This is a genomic window from Colwellia hornerae (genome assembly GCF_007954355.1).
GTDB classification, from domain to species: Bacteria; Pseudomonadota; Gammaproteobacteria; order Enterobacterales; family Alteromonadaceae; genus Colwellia_A; species Colwellia_A hornerae.
Genome location: NZ_VOLR01000020.1, coordinates 31,307 through 48,238, shown reverse-complemented (window position 1 = coordinate 48,238; position 16,932 = coordinate 31,307). Strand labels below are relative to the sequence as shown.

15 protein-coding genes and 1 pseudogene are annotated in these 16,932 nt (G+C 38.5%); 7 read left to right on the top strand and 9 right to left on the bottom strand.

Going from position 1 to position 16,932, the window contains the following annotated elements:
* Nucleotides 1-266: 266 nt before the first annotated feature.
* The 5 genes and pseudogenes from tnpC to sppA all read right to left on the bottom strand — a co-directional run.
* Nucleotides 267-1,703 (bottom strand): annotated as a pseudogene (gene tnpC / locus ESZ26_RS14090) (IS66 family transposase); the annotation flags it as partial.
* A 210-nt stretch (nt 1,704-1,913) separates the two neighbouring features.
* Nucleotides 1,914-2,261 carry an IS66 family insertion sequence element accessory protein TnpB gene (tnpB, locus tag ESZ26_RS14085; RefSeq protein ID WP_146800109.1) on the bottom strand — a complete coding sequence of 116 codons (348 nt, stop codon included), beginning with the start codon at nt 2,259-2,261 and terminating at the stop codon, nt 1,914-1,916.
* Nucleotides 2,261-2,557 carry an IS66 family insertion sequence element accessory protein TnpA gene (tnpA, locus tag ESZ26_RS14080; protein ID WP_146800108.1) on the bottom strand — a complete coding sequence of 99 codons (297 nt, stop codon included), beginning with the start codon at nt 2,555-2,557 and terminating at the stop codon, nt 2,261-2,263. Before tnpA ends, tnpB begins: the two co-directional genes overlap by 1 nt.
* A gap of 164 nt (nt 2,558-2,721) precedes the next feature.
* Nucleotides 2,722-3,732 carry an asparaginase gene (ansA, locus tag ESZ26_RS14075; protein WP_146800107.1) on the bottom strand — a complete coding sequence of 337 codons (1,011 nt, stop codon included), beginning with the start codon at nt 3,730-3,732 and terminating at the stop codon, nt 2,722-2,724.
* 120 nt (nt 3,733-3,852) lie between these two features.
* A complete protein-coding gene (sppA, locus tag ESZ26_RS14070; protein WP_146800106.1) occupies nt 3,853-5,739 on the bottom strand; it encodes a signal peptide peptidase SppA in 1,887 nt (628 codons plus the stop codon).
* Nucleotides 5,740-6,009: 270 nt separating this feature from the next.
* Between sppA and ESZ26_RS14065 the strand changes: the two genes are divergently transcribed.
* Nucleotides 6,010-6,558: an NAD(P)H nitroreductase gene (locus ESZ26_RS14065; RefSeq protein ID WP_146800105.1), complete on the top strand. Its 549-nt coding sequence runs from the start codon at nt 6,010-6,012 to the stop codon at nt 6,556-6,558.
* 15 nt (nt 6,559-6,573) lie between these two features.
* A complete protein-coding gene (locus tag ESZ26_RS14060) occupies nt 6,574-6,993 on the top strand; it encodes a GNAT family N-acetyltransferase (RefSeq protein ID WP_146800104.1) in 420 nt (139 codons plus the stop codon).
* 65 nt (nt 6,994-7,058) lie between these two features.
* On the opposite strand, the gene asnS is transcribed toward ESZ26_RS14060, so the two are convergent.
* A complete protein-coding gene (asnS, locus tag ESZ26_RS14055) occupies nt 7,059-8,459 on the bottom strand; it encodes an asparagine--tRNA ligase (protein WP_070373551.1) in 1,401 nt (466 codons plus the stop codon).
* 198 nt (nt 8,460-8,657) lie between these two features.
* Here asnS and ESZ26_RS14050 point away from each other — a divergent pair, with 198 nt between their 5' ends.
* Complete coding sequence (locus ESZ26_RS14050; protein WP_146800103.1) at nt 8,658-9,026, top strand: hypothetical protein; 369 nt, start codon at nt 8,658-8,660, stop codon at nt 9,024-9,026.
* A gap of 50 nt (nt 9,027-9,076) precedes the next feature.
* On the opposite strand, the gene bioA is transcribed toward ESZ26_RS14050, so the two are convergent.
* On the bottom strand, nt 9,077-10,378 hold the full coding sequence (gene bioA / locus ESZ26_RS14045; RefSeq protein WP_146800102.1) for an adenosylmethionine--8-amino-7-oxononanoate transaminase: 1,302 nt from the start codon (nt 10,376-10,378) through the stop codon (nt 9,077-9,079).
* Between the two features lie 112 nt (nt 10,379-10,490).
* Between bioA and bioB the strand changes: the two genes are divergently transcribed.
* The 4 genes from bioB to bioD are packed head-to-tail and all read left to right on the top strand — an operon-like array spanning nt 10,491 to nt 14,179.
* On the top strand, nt 10,491-11,537 hold the full coding sequence (bioB, locus tag ESZ26_RS14040; protein WP_146800101.1) for a biotin synthase BioB: 1,047 nt from the start codon (nt 10,491-10,493) through the stop codon (nt 11,535-11,537).
* Nucleotides 11,538-11,572: 35 nt separating this feature from the next.
* Entirely contained in the window at nt 11,573-12,712 is a 1,140-nt protein-coding gene (locus tag ESZ26_RS14035; protein WP_146800100.1) for an aminotransferase class I/II-fold pyridoxal phosphate-dependent enzyme, read from the top strand.
* The gene (bioC, locus tag ESZ26_RS14030; RefSeq protein WP_146800099.1) at nt 12,712-13,497 is read left to right on the top strand and encodes a malonyl-ACP O-methyltransferase BioC; all 786 of its coding nucleotides are present in this window, start codon (nt 12,712-12,714) and stop codon (nt 13,495-13,497) included. The genes ESZ26_RS14035 and bioC overlap by 1 nt, the downstream gene beginning before the upstream one ends.
* On the top strand, nt 13,490-14,179 hold the full coding sequence (bioD, locus tag ESZ26_RS14025) for a dethiobiotin synthase (protein ID WP_146800098.1): 690 nt from the start codon (nt 13,490-13,492) through the stop codon (nt 14,177-14,179). The genes bioC and bioD overlap by 8 nt, the downstream gene beginning before the upstream one ends.
* A gap of 264 nt (nt 14,180-14,443) precedes the next feature.
* Here bioD and ESZ26_RS14020 read toward each other — a convergent pair whose 3' ends face one another.
* Nucleotides 14,444-14,842: a type II toxin-antitoxin system HicB family antitoxin gene (locus ESZ26_RS14020; protein WP_146800097.1), complete on the bottom strand. Its 399-nt coding sequence runs from the start codon at nt 14,840-14,842 to the stop codon at nt 14,444-14,446.
* Nucleotides 14,843-15,349: 507 nt separating this feature from the next.
* A complete protein-coding gene (locus ESZ26_RS14015) occupies nt 15,350-16,753 on the bottom strand; it encodes an alkaline phosphatase (protein ID WP_146800096.1) in 1,404 nt (467 codons plus the stop codon).
* Nucleotides 16,754-16,932: the final 179 nt, after the last annotated feature.

The following is a 16,932-nucleotide window of genomic DNA, read 5'->3' as shown; positions in this document are numbered from 1 at the left end:
AAGCTAAAGCCACTGATTAATTTAGTGGCTTTTTAATCTCTGGTGTTAACTGATCTGATTAAATTTATCGAAGGGCATAAAAGGTTGCTACGCTATTATTTAACCTTAAATTCACCTTGAAATACAGTAACGCGTAACTAATAATTTTAAGGTTTTTTCCATTACATGGTTAAATAAAAATAAGAACTCAATATTAAGCGATTGATTAGTCTAGTTTTATTTGTAAAATCGGGATAGGGCGATTGTAAGCGTCTGGGGAAATGCATCTAGCCTTGCTTGAAGTTCCAAGGCAGTAGATGAGTATGGGTTTCCGGCTTCTTAGCAAGTTCCTCTAAACAGATTTGTAAATAGTTATCGACCAGCAAGCCATTGGCTCTTGCGCTTTCAATAATGCTATAGAGTATTGCACTAGCCGTTGCACCCCGAGGCGTATTGGAGAATAACCAGTTCTTTCGGCCAATAACAAACGGTTTTACTGCTCGCTCAGCACGATTATTATCAATGTTTATACGACCATCTTTTAAGTAGGTGGTGAGCTTATGCGCTTGATTACACCAATAAGTCATCGCTTCCCCCAATTTGCTTTTCGGTGGTACTTTATCTTTATTGTCGATAACCCAACCATGAAGCTTATCAATGATGATTTTGGATTTTTCTTGCCTCACTCGATATTTTTCTTCAGCCGTTTTGCCTTTCAAACTTGTTTCAATGCCGTAGAGTTTACCCATTAGGTTTAAAGCAACATCAGCTTTGCCAGTTTTGTTTTTTCCTTGACCTGTTTTAGCATCAATGAATTTGCGACGCGCATGCGCCATACAGCCAGCCAATATGGCCTCAGTTTTTCCATACGCCGCATAACCATCAACTTGCAGGTAACCCTCATAGCCATCAAGATAATCAACCACACAAGCCGCGGCGCGTGAATTGTGATAATCATATAAAACAATATTTTTCACGTCCTTGTTTCGTTCGGTATCGCTACCGCAACAATACACCCACATGTAGCTACTGGCTCTTTCGGCTTTGATAACTTTTAAGGGGGTCTCATCAGCATGTATCACAGGCTGACTAAGCAGCTTGGTTTTTAATTCATCATACAGTGGGCTAAGTAGCTCACTACACCGAATGACCCAATCTGACATGGTTTTTCGACTCAGCTTAATACCATACTCATTGAACATCTTTTCTTGTCGGTAGAGGGGTAATCCGTATTGATATTTCGCGCTGATGATTTGACTGAGCAAACTCGACGTCGCAATACCTTTTGGAATAGGTGTGGCAGGCATAGGAGCAATCTTCACCTGATTGCCTGTTCCCGTTTGTTCGCATTGCTTACAGGTGTATTTGGGACGAATAGTTTCAATCACTTTGATATGCGCAGGCACAAATTCGAGTTTCTCACTGCGGGTTTCGCCCATTTTATGCAGCGAGCCTTGGCAACAATCACACACTTGCTCGTTAAGTGATAAATCTATCGTCACCACTTTTCGAGGTAAGCTTTTAGGTAGCGGCTTGCGCTTCGGACTACTTTTAATGGAAATGCTTTTGTTATTATCGGTCTCGGCTAATAACGCTTTATCAGCCTCATCGATGATTTCTTCGGCTTCATTGAAGGTTTCACCCGCACCGGGGAATTGCTCTGAGCTTTTACCAAACTGTTTGCGTTTGGCTATTTCATAGCGTTCAATAAACTGATTAATTTGGATGGTTTGTTAGGTGATTATTTTATCTTTGGCGACTAATGCTTGCTGCAACTCAAAAAGCATTCTCTTGAGTTGCTCTGGATCATTAGTGAGTGAGTTAATATCAATTTTCATCAACTCAGTTTAGCAATTTAAACACAACCAATCACCTTTGTAACGCAAATAGCATAAGGGCTTACGTACACGATCGTTGACTGAAAAAAGGAACTTTTAGATCATTGATTGATAGTGCAATGGCTCATGGCCGAGTACGTCATATCCAGATAATAACCAGCTCAGTTGTTGAGATGTTAATTCAAATTCCTGGCTCGATAGCTTAGTTGGCCATTTGAATTTTTGTTTTTCTAAGCGTTTGTACCAAAGAGCAAACCCTGTTTTATCCCAATAAAGAATTTTTAGTTTATCTTTGGCTTTGTTACAAAAGACAAATAAGGTGCCGGTATATGCATCACGAGCGAGTTCAGCTTCAACAATGCCCACTAAGCCATTAATAGATTTTCTAAAATCAACAAACTGAGGATGAATGAACACCTCGGGTGCATCATAAAATATGTTCATCACATCAACTCACGTAATAACTGCGCTAAATAAGAGGCAGGAGTTGTACTGGGTAAGCTCAAAGATATATTACCAACGTTTAAGGACATTGGCTCAGGGCTGGAAAAAACTTCAACTTGTTGCGTTATTTTTGCTTGAATAAAAGCACTTTGGTTTACGCCTAACTTTTTGCGATAAGCGTAAAATGTTGCAGTGGGTATTTGATGTTGCCGACAAAAACCAACAATGGTTGAGCCACTGTTTTCTTGTTCTTTGAAAATGTTTTGCCATTGATCTTGGCTGCGTATAGTTCCCATAAATTTCTCCAAAATTGTTTTGAAGTAATTTACGTAAACCAAGGATCATTTGTTAGATGCATTTAGCCAGACGCTCACGGGCGATTCGATAATACAGCCAGGTTATAAAATACAGTAAATGAGGCTGTTATGTCTCTTAATCACAGCAGCCACACCATAAGGTTTTAATGAATAGTGAGTTCACCACGTAAATTTTCTTGTAAGAGACGACAAATTTCAGCTTGAGATAATTCTTTGCTAAGTAAATAATGTAACTTAGTCAATGTTGCTTCTAACGTCATATCACCGCCGCCAACAACACCACATTTACTTAATGCGACACCCGTTGCATAACCTTCCATATTGACAGTTCCTTTTATACATTGGCTACAATTTACCACTACAATCCCTTGATGATAAGCTTGTGTTAAACAAGCAAGTAGCTGTTCATCTTGTGGCGCATTACCAACACCATAACTGCGAATAATTAAGGCTTTTACCGGTTGCTTGATAATATTGGCGACTAACTCACTAGAGATCCCTGGATACAAATGCACAACACCTATCGGTTGAGGGGTTATTTGTGCAACCGAGAATGGTTCAGGACGGGCAACGTTGAGTTTACCTTCAAGGAGTTTGATATTAATTCCAGCCTCCAAAAGTGGCGACATATTGGGTGAATCAAAAGCATTAAAGCCATCAGCGTAAGCTTTAATGCAACGATTACCCCGGTATAATTTATTATTAAAATATAAGCCCACTTCATTAATGGGGTAGTTTGCCGCAATATAAAGTGAATTTAATAAATTTACTTGTCCGTCAGAGCGTAATTGGCTTAATGGAATTTGTGAGCCGGTGACAATGACAGGTTTAGATAGGTTTTCAAACATAAACGAAAGCGCAGAGCTGGTATAAGCCATGGTATCTGTACCATGAAGAACAACAAAGCCATCGTAATTATCGTAATTAGCTTTTATATCATCGGCAATACGTTGCCAATCCTGCGGCGTCATATTAGATGAATCAATTAATGGTGAATATTCATTAATCGTAAACTCAGGCATCTCTTGTCGATGAAAGTCAGGCGTACCATTGATAGACTCGGTTAAATGTCCTTTTACCGGAACACAACCTTCACCACTATTTTTCATGCCGATTGTACCGCCAGTGTAGGCGATATAAATGCGTTTTTTCATACTTTTACCTTAGAATTATTACTGTCTTGTCGTTTTTACTGATAATCACGTGCGCTTACCAAACCCTATTCTTTATTCACGTCCATGTGAATATAACAAAGCGGCTTAAGTCACAGCGGGCTAATTAATTTCACACGCCATACATAAGGAGTAAACCCCTTGCGGATCGTTAAGTAGGTTTAGGTGAGACAGTTGTGCTTTCATTTCTAAAAATAATTTATCAGTATTACTTAAAGTTACTATTTGAGTTTCAGGAAAGAAGCTAGTCGCTTGCCCTAATAATCCTTGTAGGAAAAGATCTTTTGGTGTTTTTTCTATTTCAATCAATAAGGTTTCAAACGTTGCTAACTCGGCTAATTCTGCTGCAGCATTAATAGCGGTCGTTAAGTTGCCTAACTCATCCACAAGCCCTAACTCTTTTGCTTTTACACCAGACCATACACGCCCTTGGGCTATACTATCTACTTGCTCAAGGCTCATATTTCTGTTTTCAGCAACAAGGCTAATGAAGTCTTGATAGCCTCTATTAATATTTAATTGAAAGACTCTTGCCATACCATCAGTCAGTGGTCGTGTTACACCAAATCCTGCTATATCCGTGGTACCAACACCATCAGTATAGACGCCAAGTTTGCTTAATGAATTCTCAAAAGTCATGAAAAATCCATAAATACCAATTGAGCCAGTAATGGTCGCAGGAGAAGCTATTATTTTATCAGCAGGTGCCGATATCCAATAACCACCAGAGGCAGCATAAGTGCCCATTGAAGCAACAACAGGTTTTCCTGCTAACTTGATCAGTTCAATTTCTTGACGAATAATTTCAGAGGCATAAGCACTTCCACCGGGGCTATCGACACGAAGAACTACCGCTTTCACATTATGGTTTAAACGTGCTTCTCTTAATAGTGATGCGGTACTATCCCCGCCAATGGTTCCTGGTTTTTGGTGACCATCTAAAATAGTCCCCTTAGCAACAATAACGGCGACTTTATCGGTATTTGGATTAACCATTGGATACATAGGCTTAGTGGCCGACAAATAATGTTTAAAACTAATATGATTATAACTATCACCTGCAGCATTTTTTCCTACAAGTTTTATCAAAGACAGCTTCATCTCTTGACGATTTTTTAATGCGTCAACCCATAAGTTATCTAAAGCATATTGTGCAATATTGCCATCAGCTTGCTCAAGCTTTGCCACTAACACATCAGCGTTTTCATCAAAATTATCAATCGAAAACTTTCTATTGCCTGCAACATCAGTTTTATATTGTAACCATAAATCACTCAACCATAGCTTGTTGGCTTCTTTTGCTGCCGCAGACATATCGTCTCGCATATAGGGTTCAACAGCAGATTTATAAGTACCGACTCTAAATATATGTTGGCTAATAGCAAGTTTATCTAATGCTGATTTAAAATAAAGTTGATAACGGCCATAACCATCAAGTAATAACCAACCACGAGGATTGAGCCATACTTCATTAGCTGAGCTTGCTAAGTAATATTGGTCTTGTGAATATTGGTCACCAACAGCAATTATTTTTTTACCGGCGGCTTTAAATGTCTCTAAAGCTTGGGCAATGTCTTGTAATTTACTTAAACCAGTGCTGTTAAGGCCTTGAAGCTGTAATACAATCATTTCTATACGACTGTCATTTTTTGCTCTTTCAATGACATTTAATAAGTCGCTAAGTAAAACTTCTGGGTTTTTTTCTTTTTCTTCTAAGGCTTCCGAGATCAAAGCATCCATGGGGTCAATCGCATGCTTTTGCTCAACGATATCACCGGTGATATTCAACACTAAGGCAGTATTGTTAGGTATAACAATCTTGTCTTCGTCACTCCCTAGTGCCGCGATAAATAAAAATAACACCATAAAAAAAACAAGATTTACAATTATTTTTCTAAATGAATTTAATAAACTAAAAAATTTTAAAGTTACTCGTTTTAAAGCACTTTGCTTTACTGGAGCGTTAGCTAACGATGTGGGTTCTGTCATAATATCCGGCACGGTAAGTATGTAATGGTAATTACTGGCTATGCTACTTAATTATTGATCATTTATGTAGTCTGATTAGTAAATAAATGTGTTATTGGTGAACATTTTCTCTTATTTACTGCCGCTTTAATTTTTTAAGGTCGGTTGGTTTCCCCTATTGATTATTATCTATGTCGGTATTCAAGCAAGATTGAGCTATCAGCGTGCACTTTGAATAAGAACGGGTATATAATCCACAGTATTGAAATTACCAAAGAGTCTGTATAATTAATGGATGCCAAAGAATTATTATTACAACGACAATCTAATCCTAGGTTAATCGCACCAGCGCCTGTTGCTAGTGATCTTGAGTTTATATTGAATGCTGGAATGCGCGTACCCGATCACGGATGTTTATCACCCTGGTTTTTTACCGTTATCAAAGAACAAGGTTTAGATAAATTAAGCCAGATATTTGAGCAAGCAGCAACAGCTCAGCAGTTTACTGAAGCCAAAATACAAAAAGCTAAAAACATGCCGTATCGTGCACCGTTAATTATTGTTGTTAGCACACAATATCAAGCGCACGACAAAGTTCCAAAAAGTGAACAAGCCATAGCAGCAGGTTGTTGCGCTCATGCAATGCAAATGGCTGCCTTTAGTTTAGGTTATGGTGCCGTGTGGCGAACCGGAGATTTTAGCTATGATCCTGCAGTAAAACGCGACTTAGCTATTGACCAAAACAATGATATCGTTGGCTTTATTTACATAGGTACAGCGGAAAACCAGCGACCTATTAAACCCGCTAAAACCATAGCGTCTCACGTGTCGTATTTATAAAGCTAAGGGTAGTGGATGAATATTGAAATTTTAGATGCGCCTGAACCGGCACTAATCGATTTTTTAGATAAAAAGATCGCCGAATTCAATTGGGCTCATTGGGAAGTAAGTGAACGAAAGCCATTAGCTATTCAAATAAAGGATGAACTCGGTAATATTATTGCCGGTTCATCAGCACGCACCTTTGGTAATTGGCTATTAATTAATACGCTTTGGGTCGACGAGTCACTTAGAGGTAAGAATATTGGTGTTAACATATTAACGCAACTTGAAACAGCCGCAATGGCAAGGGGATGCACATTAAGTATGCTCGATACCCTGAACTTTCAAGCTATGCCATTCTATAAAAAGCAGGGTTATCAAACGAAATGGGTACAAGAAAATTACCCAAAAACGGGCTGTAAATATTTTATGGTCAAAGAGCTGATTAAGTAATCTCGGTATTTCACTAATAAAAAAACCTCAATTAAGAGGTTTTTTATTAAAATCGTCTTCTATCGTTAGAACGCGGCGTTGTTTGGCGTTCTTGGGAAAGGAATTACGTCACGAACGTTTTGCATACCGGTTGCATAAGCGACTAAACGTTCAAAACCTAAACCAAAACCTGAATGAGGAACAGTGCCGTAACGACGTAAGTCGCGATACCAACTGTAATCATCTTGATTTAAATTCATTTCTGCTAATCGTGCGTCAAGGACGTCAAGACGTTCTTCACGTTGACTGCCACCAATGATTTCGCCAATGCCTGGCGCTAATATATCCATAGCAGCAACGGTTTTGCCATCATCATTTAAGCGCATATAAAATGATTTAATATCTTTCGGGTAATTTTGTAACACTACTGGGCCATTAAAATGTTCTTCGGCTAAGTAACGCTCGTGCTCTGAGTTAAGATCAACACCCCAAGCCACTTTATTTTCAAATTTCTTATCACAATTTTCTAATATCGTAATAGCGTCAGTGTAATCTAAACGGACAAAATCATTATTAATAACAGAATTCATACGGTCAATAACTGTTTTATCAATGCGCTGTTGGAAGAAATTCATGTCATCACTACGTTCATCAAGCACAGCTTGGAAAACATATTTCAACATTTCTTCTGCTAGGTCAGCAGCATCAGACAAATCAGCAAAAGCGATTTCTGGTTCAATCATCCAAAATTCTGCAAGATGACGTGTTGTGTTAGAGTTTTCAGCACGGAAGGTCGGTCCAAAAGTATAAACCTTTGAAAGGGCACACGCGTAAGTCTCTACGTTCAATTGACCTGAAACGGTTAAGAACGTTTCTTTACCAAAAAAATCTTTAGCGTAGTCAACATTACCTTTATCGGTGCGAGGTAAGTTTTCCATATCAAGTGTACTAACACGGAACATTTCGCCAGCGCCTTCACAATCTGAGCCGGTAATTAACGGCGTGCTGATCCAAAAGTAACCTTTACTGTGTAAAAAACGATGAACCGCTTGTGCTAACGTATTACGAACACGAGCAACAGCTCCACCCATATTAGTACGAGCACGAAGATGGGCTTGTTCACGTAAAAATTCAATACTGTGACGTTTAGCTGCCATAGGATAGGTATCAGGGTCATCAACCAAACCAAGTATTTCTACCTTAGTCGCCTGAATTTCAAAGGATTGTCCTTGGCCCGGAGATTCAACCAAAATACCGGTGACCTTTACAGAAGCACCCGTAGTTAATTTTAATATTTCTGATTGATAATTATCGAGATCACTTGGTGCGATAGCTTGAATAGCATCAAAACATGATCCATCATGAACCGCTAGGAATGAAATACCTGCTTTAGAATCACGGCGTGTGCGGATCCATCCGTGTACTGTAACTGCTTCACTTACTGGGTACTTACCAGCAAGTACATCAGTGATTGAGATAACTGACATTATCAACCTCTTTTCTTTGTTTAATTATTGTCATAGATTTTGTCGATGCAGAGACCCAGTGTAGAATACTGAATTTATTTGCACTAACTTTAAGGTGTGATATGTTACCTTTACTGCGGTGTTTAACAAGTAAAAGTTGCTGATCCGGTCTATATAAAAACAAAAAACAGTAATATTGACTTTAGAGGGTTTGAATCAATGATATTGGGATTAAAAAACAGGCGACATTCAACAGATTTTTGGATCATATTAAGCCGAACTTTGGCATTAAGCGGCTGGATATTATTCATTTTTGCTATTGTTATGTCTTATTATGCGGCACCAGAGCAAGATTATGGTTTATTGCGCTTTAGAGATATTGAAATAAGGCAATTTTGGCTAACGCCATTAACCGGTTATTTATATATCGTACTTTGGGTAAGTGCACTCTGTAGTTACCTTTGTTTAATTGTTGATCATTATCGCACGAGAAGAAAACAAGACAGTAAGCACTTTAATATCGTCTTGTTACTGACGATAACGGTTGCTTGGGTCATCTATATATTAGTGAAGCTTAACTTGGCGTAAAATTATTAATAACTTTTACGCCGTTTTAACTAGCAGCAAATAAGTTTAGCTCAATCTTCAAAGCACTGCTGTTCATCGAGTACCGTGCTTATCGCCTTAACAAGTGTCGCTAACGCTCGTTCGTCACTAATAAATGGCGGCATAATGTAAATAAGTTTACCAAACGGTCTGATCCAGACACCCAATTCAACAAATCTTTTTTGTATCTTTGCCATATTAACCGCGACCTTTGTTTCAACCACACCTATACCGCCTAATACCCGGGCATTTTTTACTCTTGAGTGTTGATTTAACGCTAATAAATGTCGCGTTAAATAATCTTCTATAAAACTCACTTGCTGTTGCCATTCTCCTGTTGCCAAAAGATCTAGACTTGCATTTGCTACCGCACAAGCTAGAGGGTTAGCCATAAACGTTGGGCCGTGCATAAAACATCCGGCTTCTCCATCACTGATGGTTTTTGCAATTTCTTGTGTACATAATGTAGCGGCAAGGGTCATATAACCGCCGGTCAGGGTTTTCCCTAAACACATAATGTCAGGACTTATATCCGCCCAATGACAAGCAAACATTTTTCCTGTTCGACCTAAACCGGTAGCAATTTCATCAACAATAAATAACACCTGATATTGGGTGCATAATGCTCGGCAGGCCTTTAAATACTGAGGATGATAAAAGCGCATACCTCCAGCACCTTGGACAATAGGCTCAATAATAAAGGCAGCAATGTCGTTATGGTGTTGTGCAAACAAGGCTGTTAAAGTCGCTAACTCAGTGTTGTCCCATGGCTGATAAAAGTCGCTTTGTGGCGCGGGAGCGAAAATATTTTTCATTAAGACACTTTCAAAAATCTGGTGCATGCCATTAACAGGGTCGCACACCGACATCGCAGCAAAAGTGTCACCATGGTAGCCATTTTTAACGGTCAACAATTTGTGTTTTTCACTTTTGCCTTGACTGTGCCAGTACTGTAATGACATTTTAATGGCAACTTCTACCGATACAGAGCCAGAGTCAGATAAAAAAACCTTTTGTAACGGCTCTGGCGTAATATCTATGAGCTTCTTACACAAATTAATGGCCGGTTCATGCGTTAAACCTCCAAACATAACATGTGCCATTTTTTGCGTCTGTTCAATAAGTGCTTGATTTAACTTTGGATGGTTATAGCCATGCAATACTGACCACCACGACGACATGCCATCAACAAGTTCTTCACCTGTGGCGAGCTTTATATAGACGCCTTTCGCCGATTCAACTAAATAGGAAGGCAGTGGATTAGACATCGATGTGTAGGGATGCCAAACATGTTTTTTATCAAAATCGATCAAATCTGTATGTTTTTTATTCATATGTAAAGCTTGCAATGTTTTTTATGTTGACAATTAATGACTGGCGTATAGATTACCTGCTAATATTTAGCGATGCAATTTTCACATTTACATTTTACAGTAAAGGTTTCACATGTCACAAACGAATATACCTCGTCATGATTGGTCAATAGCAGAAGTGGAAGCATTATTTGCTATACCTTTTAGTGACCTTATGTTTCAAGCTCAAACCGTTCATCGTGAACACTTTAATCCCAATGAAGTACAAGTGAGTACCTTATTATCAATCAAAACCGGTGCTTGCCCGGAAGATTGTAAATATTGCTCGCAAAGTGCACGTTATAATACTGATGTTCAAAAAGAACGCTTGATGGAAGTTGAAAAAGTATTAGAAGCTGCAAAAGTAGCAAAAGAACAAGGTTCGACGCGTTTTTGTATGGGGGCAGGCTGGAGAAATCCTAAAGCTCGCGATATGCCTTTTGTACTAGAGATGGTTAAAGGTGTTAAGGCACTTGGCTTAGAGACCTGTATGACATTAGGTATGATTAACGGTGGTCAGGCCGATGAATTACAAGAAGCCGGGTTAGATTATTATAACCACAACTTGGATACTTCGCCTGAACATTATAACTCTATTATCACCACGCGCAGCTACCAAGACCGATTAGATACACTACAAAATGTCCGTGATTCGGGCATGAAAGTTTGTAGCGGTGGTATTGTTGGTTTAGGTGAAAATGCTCAAGACAGAGCTTCATTTTTAGCACAATTAGCCAACTTGCCTAAGCATCCAGAAAGTGTTCCTATTAATATGCTGGTAAAAATTGCCGGAACACCACTCGCAGATGTTGACGATTTAGAAGCTTTTGATTTTGTTCGTTGTATTGCGGTTGCTCGTATCATGATGCCTAAAAGCCATGTGCGTTTATCAGCTGGACGCGATGCAATGAATGAGCAAATGCAAGCAATGTGTTTCTTAGCCGGTGCCAACTCAATATTTTACGGTTGCAAATTGTTAACGACAGGCAACCCTGAAGCCAATAAAGATATGCAGTTATTTGCAAAATTGGGCATTAACACTGAAACAGTGGCCACTGATGATATAGACACCGAGCAAAAGATAACGACTGCGGTTGTCAATCAGCAAAATAAAGAACTTTTTTACGACGCTGCGCTTTAACGTTAATTTACAGACCAAGAGCCAAGCTGAAATCTATGTCTTTTAACTTTATTGCTGAGCAAGTCGCTCAGCAAAAAGAAAAATCACAATATCGCCAACGCCAATGTATCAGTGAGCAAAATGGTCGGGAGGTTGTTGTTGCAGGAAAACGTTATTTAAATTTTTCTTCTAATGATTATCTCGGCTTAAATCATCATCCTTTAATAAATAAAGCCTTGCAAGAAGGTGTCGATAAATACGGCAGCTGCGCGAGCGCTTCAAGTTTGATCACTGGTTTTCATTATGCACACCAAGCCCTAGAAGATGAAGTTTGTCAGTGGTTAAATAAACCAAGGTGCTTACTTTATAGCAGTGGTTTTGCGGCTAATTCCGGTGTATTACAAGCATTGGGTAAAAAAGACTGCCAATTTATTTTAGACAAATTAAGTCACGCTTCTTTAATCGATGGTGCACTGGCAAGTGAAGCTTCCGTGAAGCGTTATTTACATAATGATCACCAACAGCTTGAGCAACATCTCGCTAAAAGTCTTTTTGAAAATAAACTTATCATTTCTGAAGGTGTTTTTAGCATGGATGGCAATCGTGCAGACGTTACTCAGTTAATTAATATTGCCAAGCAGCAACAAGCTATGCTTTACATGGATGATGCGCATAGTATTGGTATTGTTGGTCATACCGGTCAGGGCAGTAGTAGCTTTGGTCAGGTCGATATTGTTATGGCAACCTTTGGTAAAGCTTTAGCCACCAGTGGCGCATTTATCGCTTGTGATGAAGATGTTTATGATTACTTAGTCAATTTTTCTCGTCATTATATTTATTCAACAGCGATATCTCCAGCTGTTGCTTGGGCGACGAAGGCCAGCATCAAGCTTGTTCAAAATGAGTCTTGGCGCAGAGATCACATCATCGAATTAAGTGCACTTTTATCAACTAAACTTGATAGTCAAATAACAATAATTCCGTCGTCGTCTTCTATTCACGCTATTGTAATTGGCAGCGAAAAAAGAACACTAGAAATATGTCAATATTTGAAAAACAGAGGTATTTGGCTAACCGCGATACGCCCACCAACGGTTGCTAAAAATAGCTCTCGGTTACGCGTAACCATAACGGCCAGCCATAAGGAAAGCGATATCAATTACTTAGCCGATTGTTTAAATGAGGTCTTAGGTTAATGCCTGAAGTATTAAACAGAATTAAAATAGCCAAGTCCTTTGGCTTAGCCAGTCAGTCGTATGATATTTCATCTCGATTACAACGCTATACGGGTAAAAACTTAATGTCTTTATTACCCAATCGTTCAGATCTAACCGTCGTTGACTTGGGCTCAGGTACCGGTTTTTTTACTGATATTCTCGCCAGTAAATTTCAGCAAACTATTGGTGTTGATATTTCAGCTAAAATGCTGTCTTTTGCTCAGGAAAATCGGAGTAAGGAGATCTGCTGGTTAGAAGCTGATGCTTATTACTTGCCTTTTAAAGCCAACACGATTGATGTTATTTATTCTAATTTGGTTATTCAGTGGTGTGATCCACTCGATGTTATTATTGAAGAAATTTTAAGGGTGCTCAAACCAGGAGGATTGTTTATATTTTCAACCTTACTCGATGGCACATTACATGAATTAAAATCATCTTGGGCACAAGTCGATGATGAACAACACGTGATTGACTTTAAAACACAGGCAGACCTAAAAGCTATTTTTGATAAGGCCTCATGTAAATTACTTGAACAAAAATCTCAGGACCTAGTATTAGAATATCAAAATGTTATACATCTGGCGCGAGAACTGAAAGGGCTTGGCGCAAATCATGTCCCTAAACAGAAAGGCAAAGGTTTAGCGGGTAAAGATAAATGGCAAAAAATGACTAACAGTTACCAAAACTTTCAAGAGCCTAGTGGTATTTATCCGGCAACTTATAAAGTGTATTCTGCAATTCTGGTAAAATTAAATGCTTAAAATTTTTATTACTGCCACAGATACTGATGCTGGAAAAACCTATTTTGCGCAAATACTGACCGCAGCTTTAGTCAAAAAAGATTATCAAGTTGCTGTATTTAAACCTATATCTGCAGGGTGTGCGCTTAAGCATACAGCGCAGGGTGAAATACTGGTAAATGAAGATGCACAATTATTGTTGCAACAAGCAAACTGTGGACAAGGTATTAGTGAAATTAACCCTATTGCATTTGAACAGCCGATAGCTCCACACATCGCCGCTGCTTTAATGAGTGTTGACATTAAACTTGCTGATATAAATGCAGGTTACGATAGTGTTATTGCTAGGGCCTGCGATATTGTCATTACCGAAGGTGCTGGAGGTTGGCGATTACCTTTAGGTAAAGGTAAGTTTTTGTCTGAATTTGTACAGCAAACAAAACAGCAGGTCATATTAGTGGTGAATATGAAACTAGGGTGTTTAAATCATGCGGTACTCACCTATGAAGCAATAGTAGCCGATGGTCTTGATTGTATTGGATGGGTAGCAAATTGCGCCGAGCCAATGAATTATCTTACTGAAAATATAGCTCAACTCAAAACACTTATTCCAGCACCTATGATTGCTCAACTTGGTTTTGAAATAGACATCAATAAAGCCGTTTCGAGCGTCGATGTATCTTCAATAACTGCCCGGACTTAACGGCATAGCTTTACCCTCAAGCATAGATAGAACGAGAAATAAGTTGGTTGGTTTAACCTATTTGTTGCTTGTTTTATTGATAAAGTTTATCGGGCTGTGATGTTTATCAAACAAGCCTAACAATAAAATACTATTATCAATTTATAGCACTTGCTTTAATAATCCTCATAACTCACCTGGCAGCGTTTATCTCTATGAACGTTGTTACGTCTTACTCCTTCTTATTTTTTCCTGAATTTATAAATAATAATTCAGGAAAAATTCTTATTTATTTAACTCACTGATACATGCACTGGCGATAAAGCCAGAACGTGTTTTATAGGCTGAGGATTTACTGACTCGGTTATCAATTTGTTTGATCAACAATTCCGGCAATGTGACATTGATTTTATGGCTCTTGCCTAAATAGGGTGTTATGTCGATATCAATAATACACCAGATAACATTTGGGTAGGCTGCGAGATGATTTTCAATCGTTGTTGCGTGTGGAATGGCTTCACCATATTCAGCCAATATAGAAAGATGTGCAGCAATACTGTCATTAATATTATTTAAAGAGACATCAATACTTACCCCGTTACCTTCACAACCGGGTAAATCAGGTACGTACGTCTTGTAGTTTTCAACGCCAATTATTTTCTTTAATACGATAGGGTATTTCATTGTTATTACCTCTTTTATTAGCCTACTTAAGTGTAACCCCAACAACCCCTTGTGGCAATAACTTAATAACTCTGACAACCCCGTGATTCCATAATTGATAACCCTGGCAACCCCGCAAAGCACTGTGATAGCAACCCCGGTAACTCCAGGTGCAAGGGGAAGTGATTGGTTACTTATTGCTAGACTCTTTATAAATGAGGAAACAATGAAAAGTTAAATTATATAGTTACAGATAAGCAATAATGTTATAACCAAGCTAATACAGGGTCTTTGGGGTTGCTATGACTACGCTGTTTAAGGAGAGGTTAACAATGAGGAAGAGGGGTTAGCTGCTCTTTCTAGCGGGGTTATCCAAATAAAATAAGATAGTAAAGGTATCGATACTCTCTAATCAACAAAATGTTTTTTGATGAGATGCGTGTTTTTATAAAAGGCGAGTCTAGTTTTTAAGCACAAAAAAAACGGCTAATCTCCATTAGCCGCTGTTTTATTTTATAAAGCTAGCGGTTAGTTTTTACCGAGTAATATAAATATTTGTTTGGCGATATCGGTATTATCAACTTTGCCCTTTAATACTTCACTGCCTTTACCTAGTGTATGTAAAGGAACATCTATTGCGGTGTGACCACCTGATGTCCAACCAGTGTTTGTTCTAATATCTATAATGTTTTTAATTGCACTTGCGATGATGTCATTTATGGTTGGTTTTTTAGTTTTTAGCTTTTCTTGCTCAGCAAGCAATTTGTAAGCGGCTATTTCAGCAATAGCGAATACCTTTGCTGCTTGTATTTGCTCAACTTCATTTTTTGTTACGTCGAAGTTAAGTAATTCACTTAATCCTTGTTGTGTTATTTTGCTATCAGTTAATTGTTTAGCTATTGTGCTTGGCGAACTTTTCATGGTTCGTAGAATTTCAGGGTGCCATTCATATTTGCCATTAGCACCGACTGTTAAACCACCAGTACTGTGATCAGCTGTTAAGATGACTAAGGTATCAGGGTTATGTTTTACATACTCTTCTAAGTATTCCATCGTTTTAGCTAAATCTGACATTTCCGCCATTGCTGTGGCAATATCATTAGAGTGACCGGCCCAATCTATTTGGCTAGCTTCAACAAGCATAAAATAACCGTTACTATTTTCTAGCTGTTTAATGGCAACTTTTGTCATGACCGATAAACGATATGGGTCACTATCATCTAAGGCCGACGGTAAACCCGTATCATCAAAAAGACCAATAACAGGCATATTTGCCTTAAGCGTGTTCAATGCTTGGTAGTTATCAATATACTGAAAGCCTGAAGCTTTAAATTCTTCAATCAAATTTCTATCTTCACGAAGAAAGTACTTCCAGCCACCCCCAAAATAAACATCAGCCTTTATACCGTTATCTATATAGCTATCAGCAATGGCATTATAATTATTTCTACTTTCATTGTGTGTTAAATATCCTGCAGGGGTTGCATGGTTTATTTGTGATGTAACGACCACACCCGTCTTTTTACCTTGTTTTTTAGCAAACTCAAGTACGGTTTCGACACTTTTTTTATTAACGTCTAAAGCAATTGCGCCGTTGTAGGTTTTAAAACCCGTAGCAAGTGCTGTAGCACCCGCGGCTGAATCGGTTACCACACCAGAAATACTTGCTGGATAAGTACTTGCCGAGCCCACAAGCAAACGGTCAAATACTGTTTCCTCTATAATGTCAGTTGCTGGGTCATCATTAAAGTATCGGTATGATGTTGTGTAAGCGGGTCCCATACCATCGGCTATCACCATAATAATATTTTTTGGTGCTGGTATGTTTTCCATAACCTTTACTTCAGATAAAGTAACGACTGGTTCATTTGTTATTTTTTCACAGGCTGTTAATGCAAGTATGATGCTGACAGCTGAAAGGAGTTTTTTCATTTTTTTCTTCTTTTATTAGTATTAATAATTAATAAGGATTTGTGATAATTTTAGCTAACTATTCATTGTTCAATAACAGGTCAATCCACACCATACGATGATCGGAAGATGCTGCTCTGTCTTTTATTAGCCTAAAAGTTTCTTTATTTACTGTTGGCCAATAAATACCTGATTTTTCG

Excerpts from the sequence above, each read along its gene's own strand:
- bioA (WP_146800102.1), bottom strand. The coding sequence starts at position 10,378 with ATGAATAAAAAACATACAGATTTGATCGATTTTGATAAAAAACATGTT.
- ESZ26_RS14020 (WP_146800097.1), bottom strand. The coding sequence starts at position 14,842 with ATGAAATACCCTATCGTATTAAAGAAAATAATTGGCGTTGAAAACTAC.
- bioC (WP_146800099.1), top strand. The coding sequence starts at position 12,712 with ATGCCTGAAGTATTAAACAGAATTAAAATAGCCAAGTCCTTTGGCTTA.
- ESZ26_RS14065 (WP_146800105.1), top strand. The coding sequence starts at position 6,010 with ATGGATGCCAAAGAATTATTATTACAACGACAATCTAATCCTAGGTTA.
- ESZ26_RS14015 (WP_146800096.1), bottom strand. The coding sequence starts at position 16,753 with ATGAAAAAACTCCTTTCAGCTGTCAGCATCATACTTGCATTAACAGCC.
- tnpA (WP_146800108.1), bottom strand. The coding sequence starts at position 2,557 with ATGGGAACTATACGCAGCCAAGATCAATGGCAAAACATTTTCAAAGAA.
- bioD (WP_146800098.1), top strand. The coding sequence starts at position 13,490 with ATGCTTAAAATTTTTATTACTGCCACAGATACTGATGCTGGAAAAACC.
- sppA (WP_146800106.1), bottom strand. The coding sequence starts at position 5,739 with ATGACAGAACCCACATCGTTAGCTAACGCTCCAGTAAAGCAAAGTGCT.
- ESZ26_RS14050 (WP_146800103.1), top strand. The coding sequence starts at position 8,658 with ATGATATTGGGATTAAAAAACAGGCGACATTCAACAGATTTTTGGATC.
- asnS (WP_070373551.1), bottom strand. The coding sequence starts at position 8,459 with ATGTCAGTTATCTCAATCACTGATGTACTTGCTGGTAAGTACCCAGTA.
- bioB (WP_146800101.1), top strand. The coding sequence starts at position 10,491 with ATGTCACAAACGAATATACCTCGTCATGATTGGTCAATAGCAGAAGTG.
- tnpB (WP_146800109.1), bottom strand. The coding sequence starts at position 2,261 with ATGAACATATTTTATGATGCACCCGAGGTGTTCATTCATCCTCAGTTT.
- ESZ26_RS14035 (WP_146800100.1), top strand. The coding sequence starts at position 11,573 with ATGTCTTTTAACTTTATTGCTGAGCAAGTCGCTCAGCAAAAAGAAAAA.
- ESZ26_RS14060 (WP_146800104.1), top strand. The coding sequence starts at position 6,574 with ATGAATATTGAAATTTTAGATGCGCCTGAACCGGCACTAATCGATTTT.
- ansA (WP_146800107.1), bottom strand. The coding sequence starts at position 3,732 with ATGAAAAAACGCATTTATATCGCCTACACTGGCGGTACAATCGGCATG.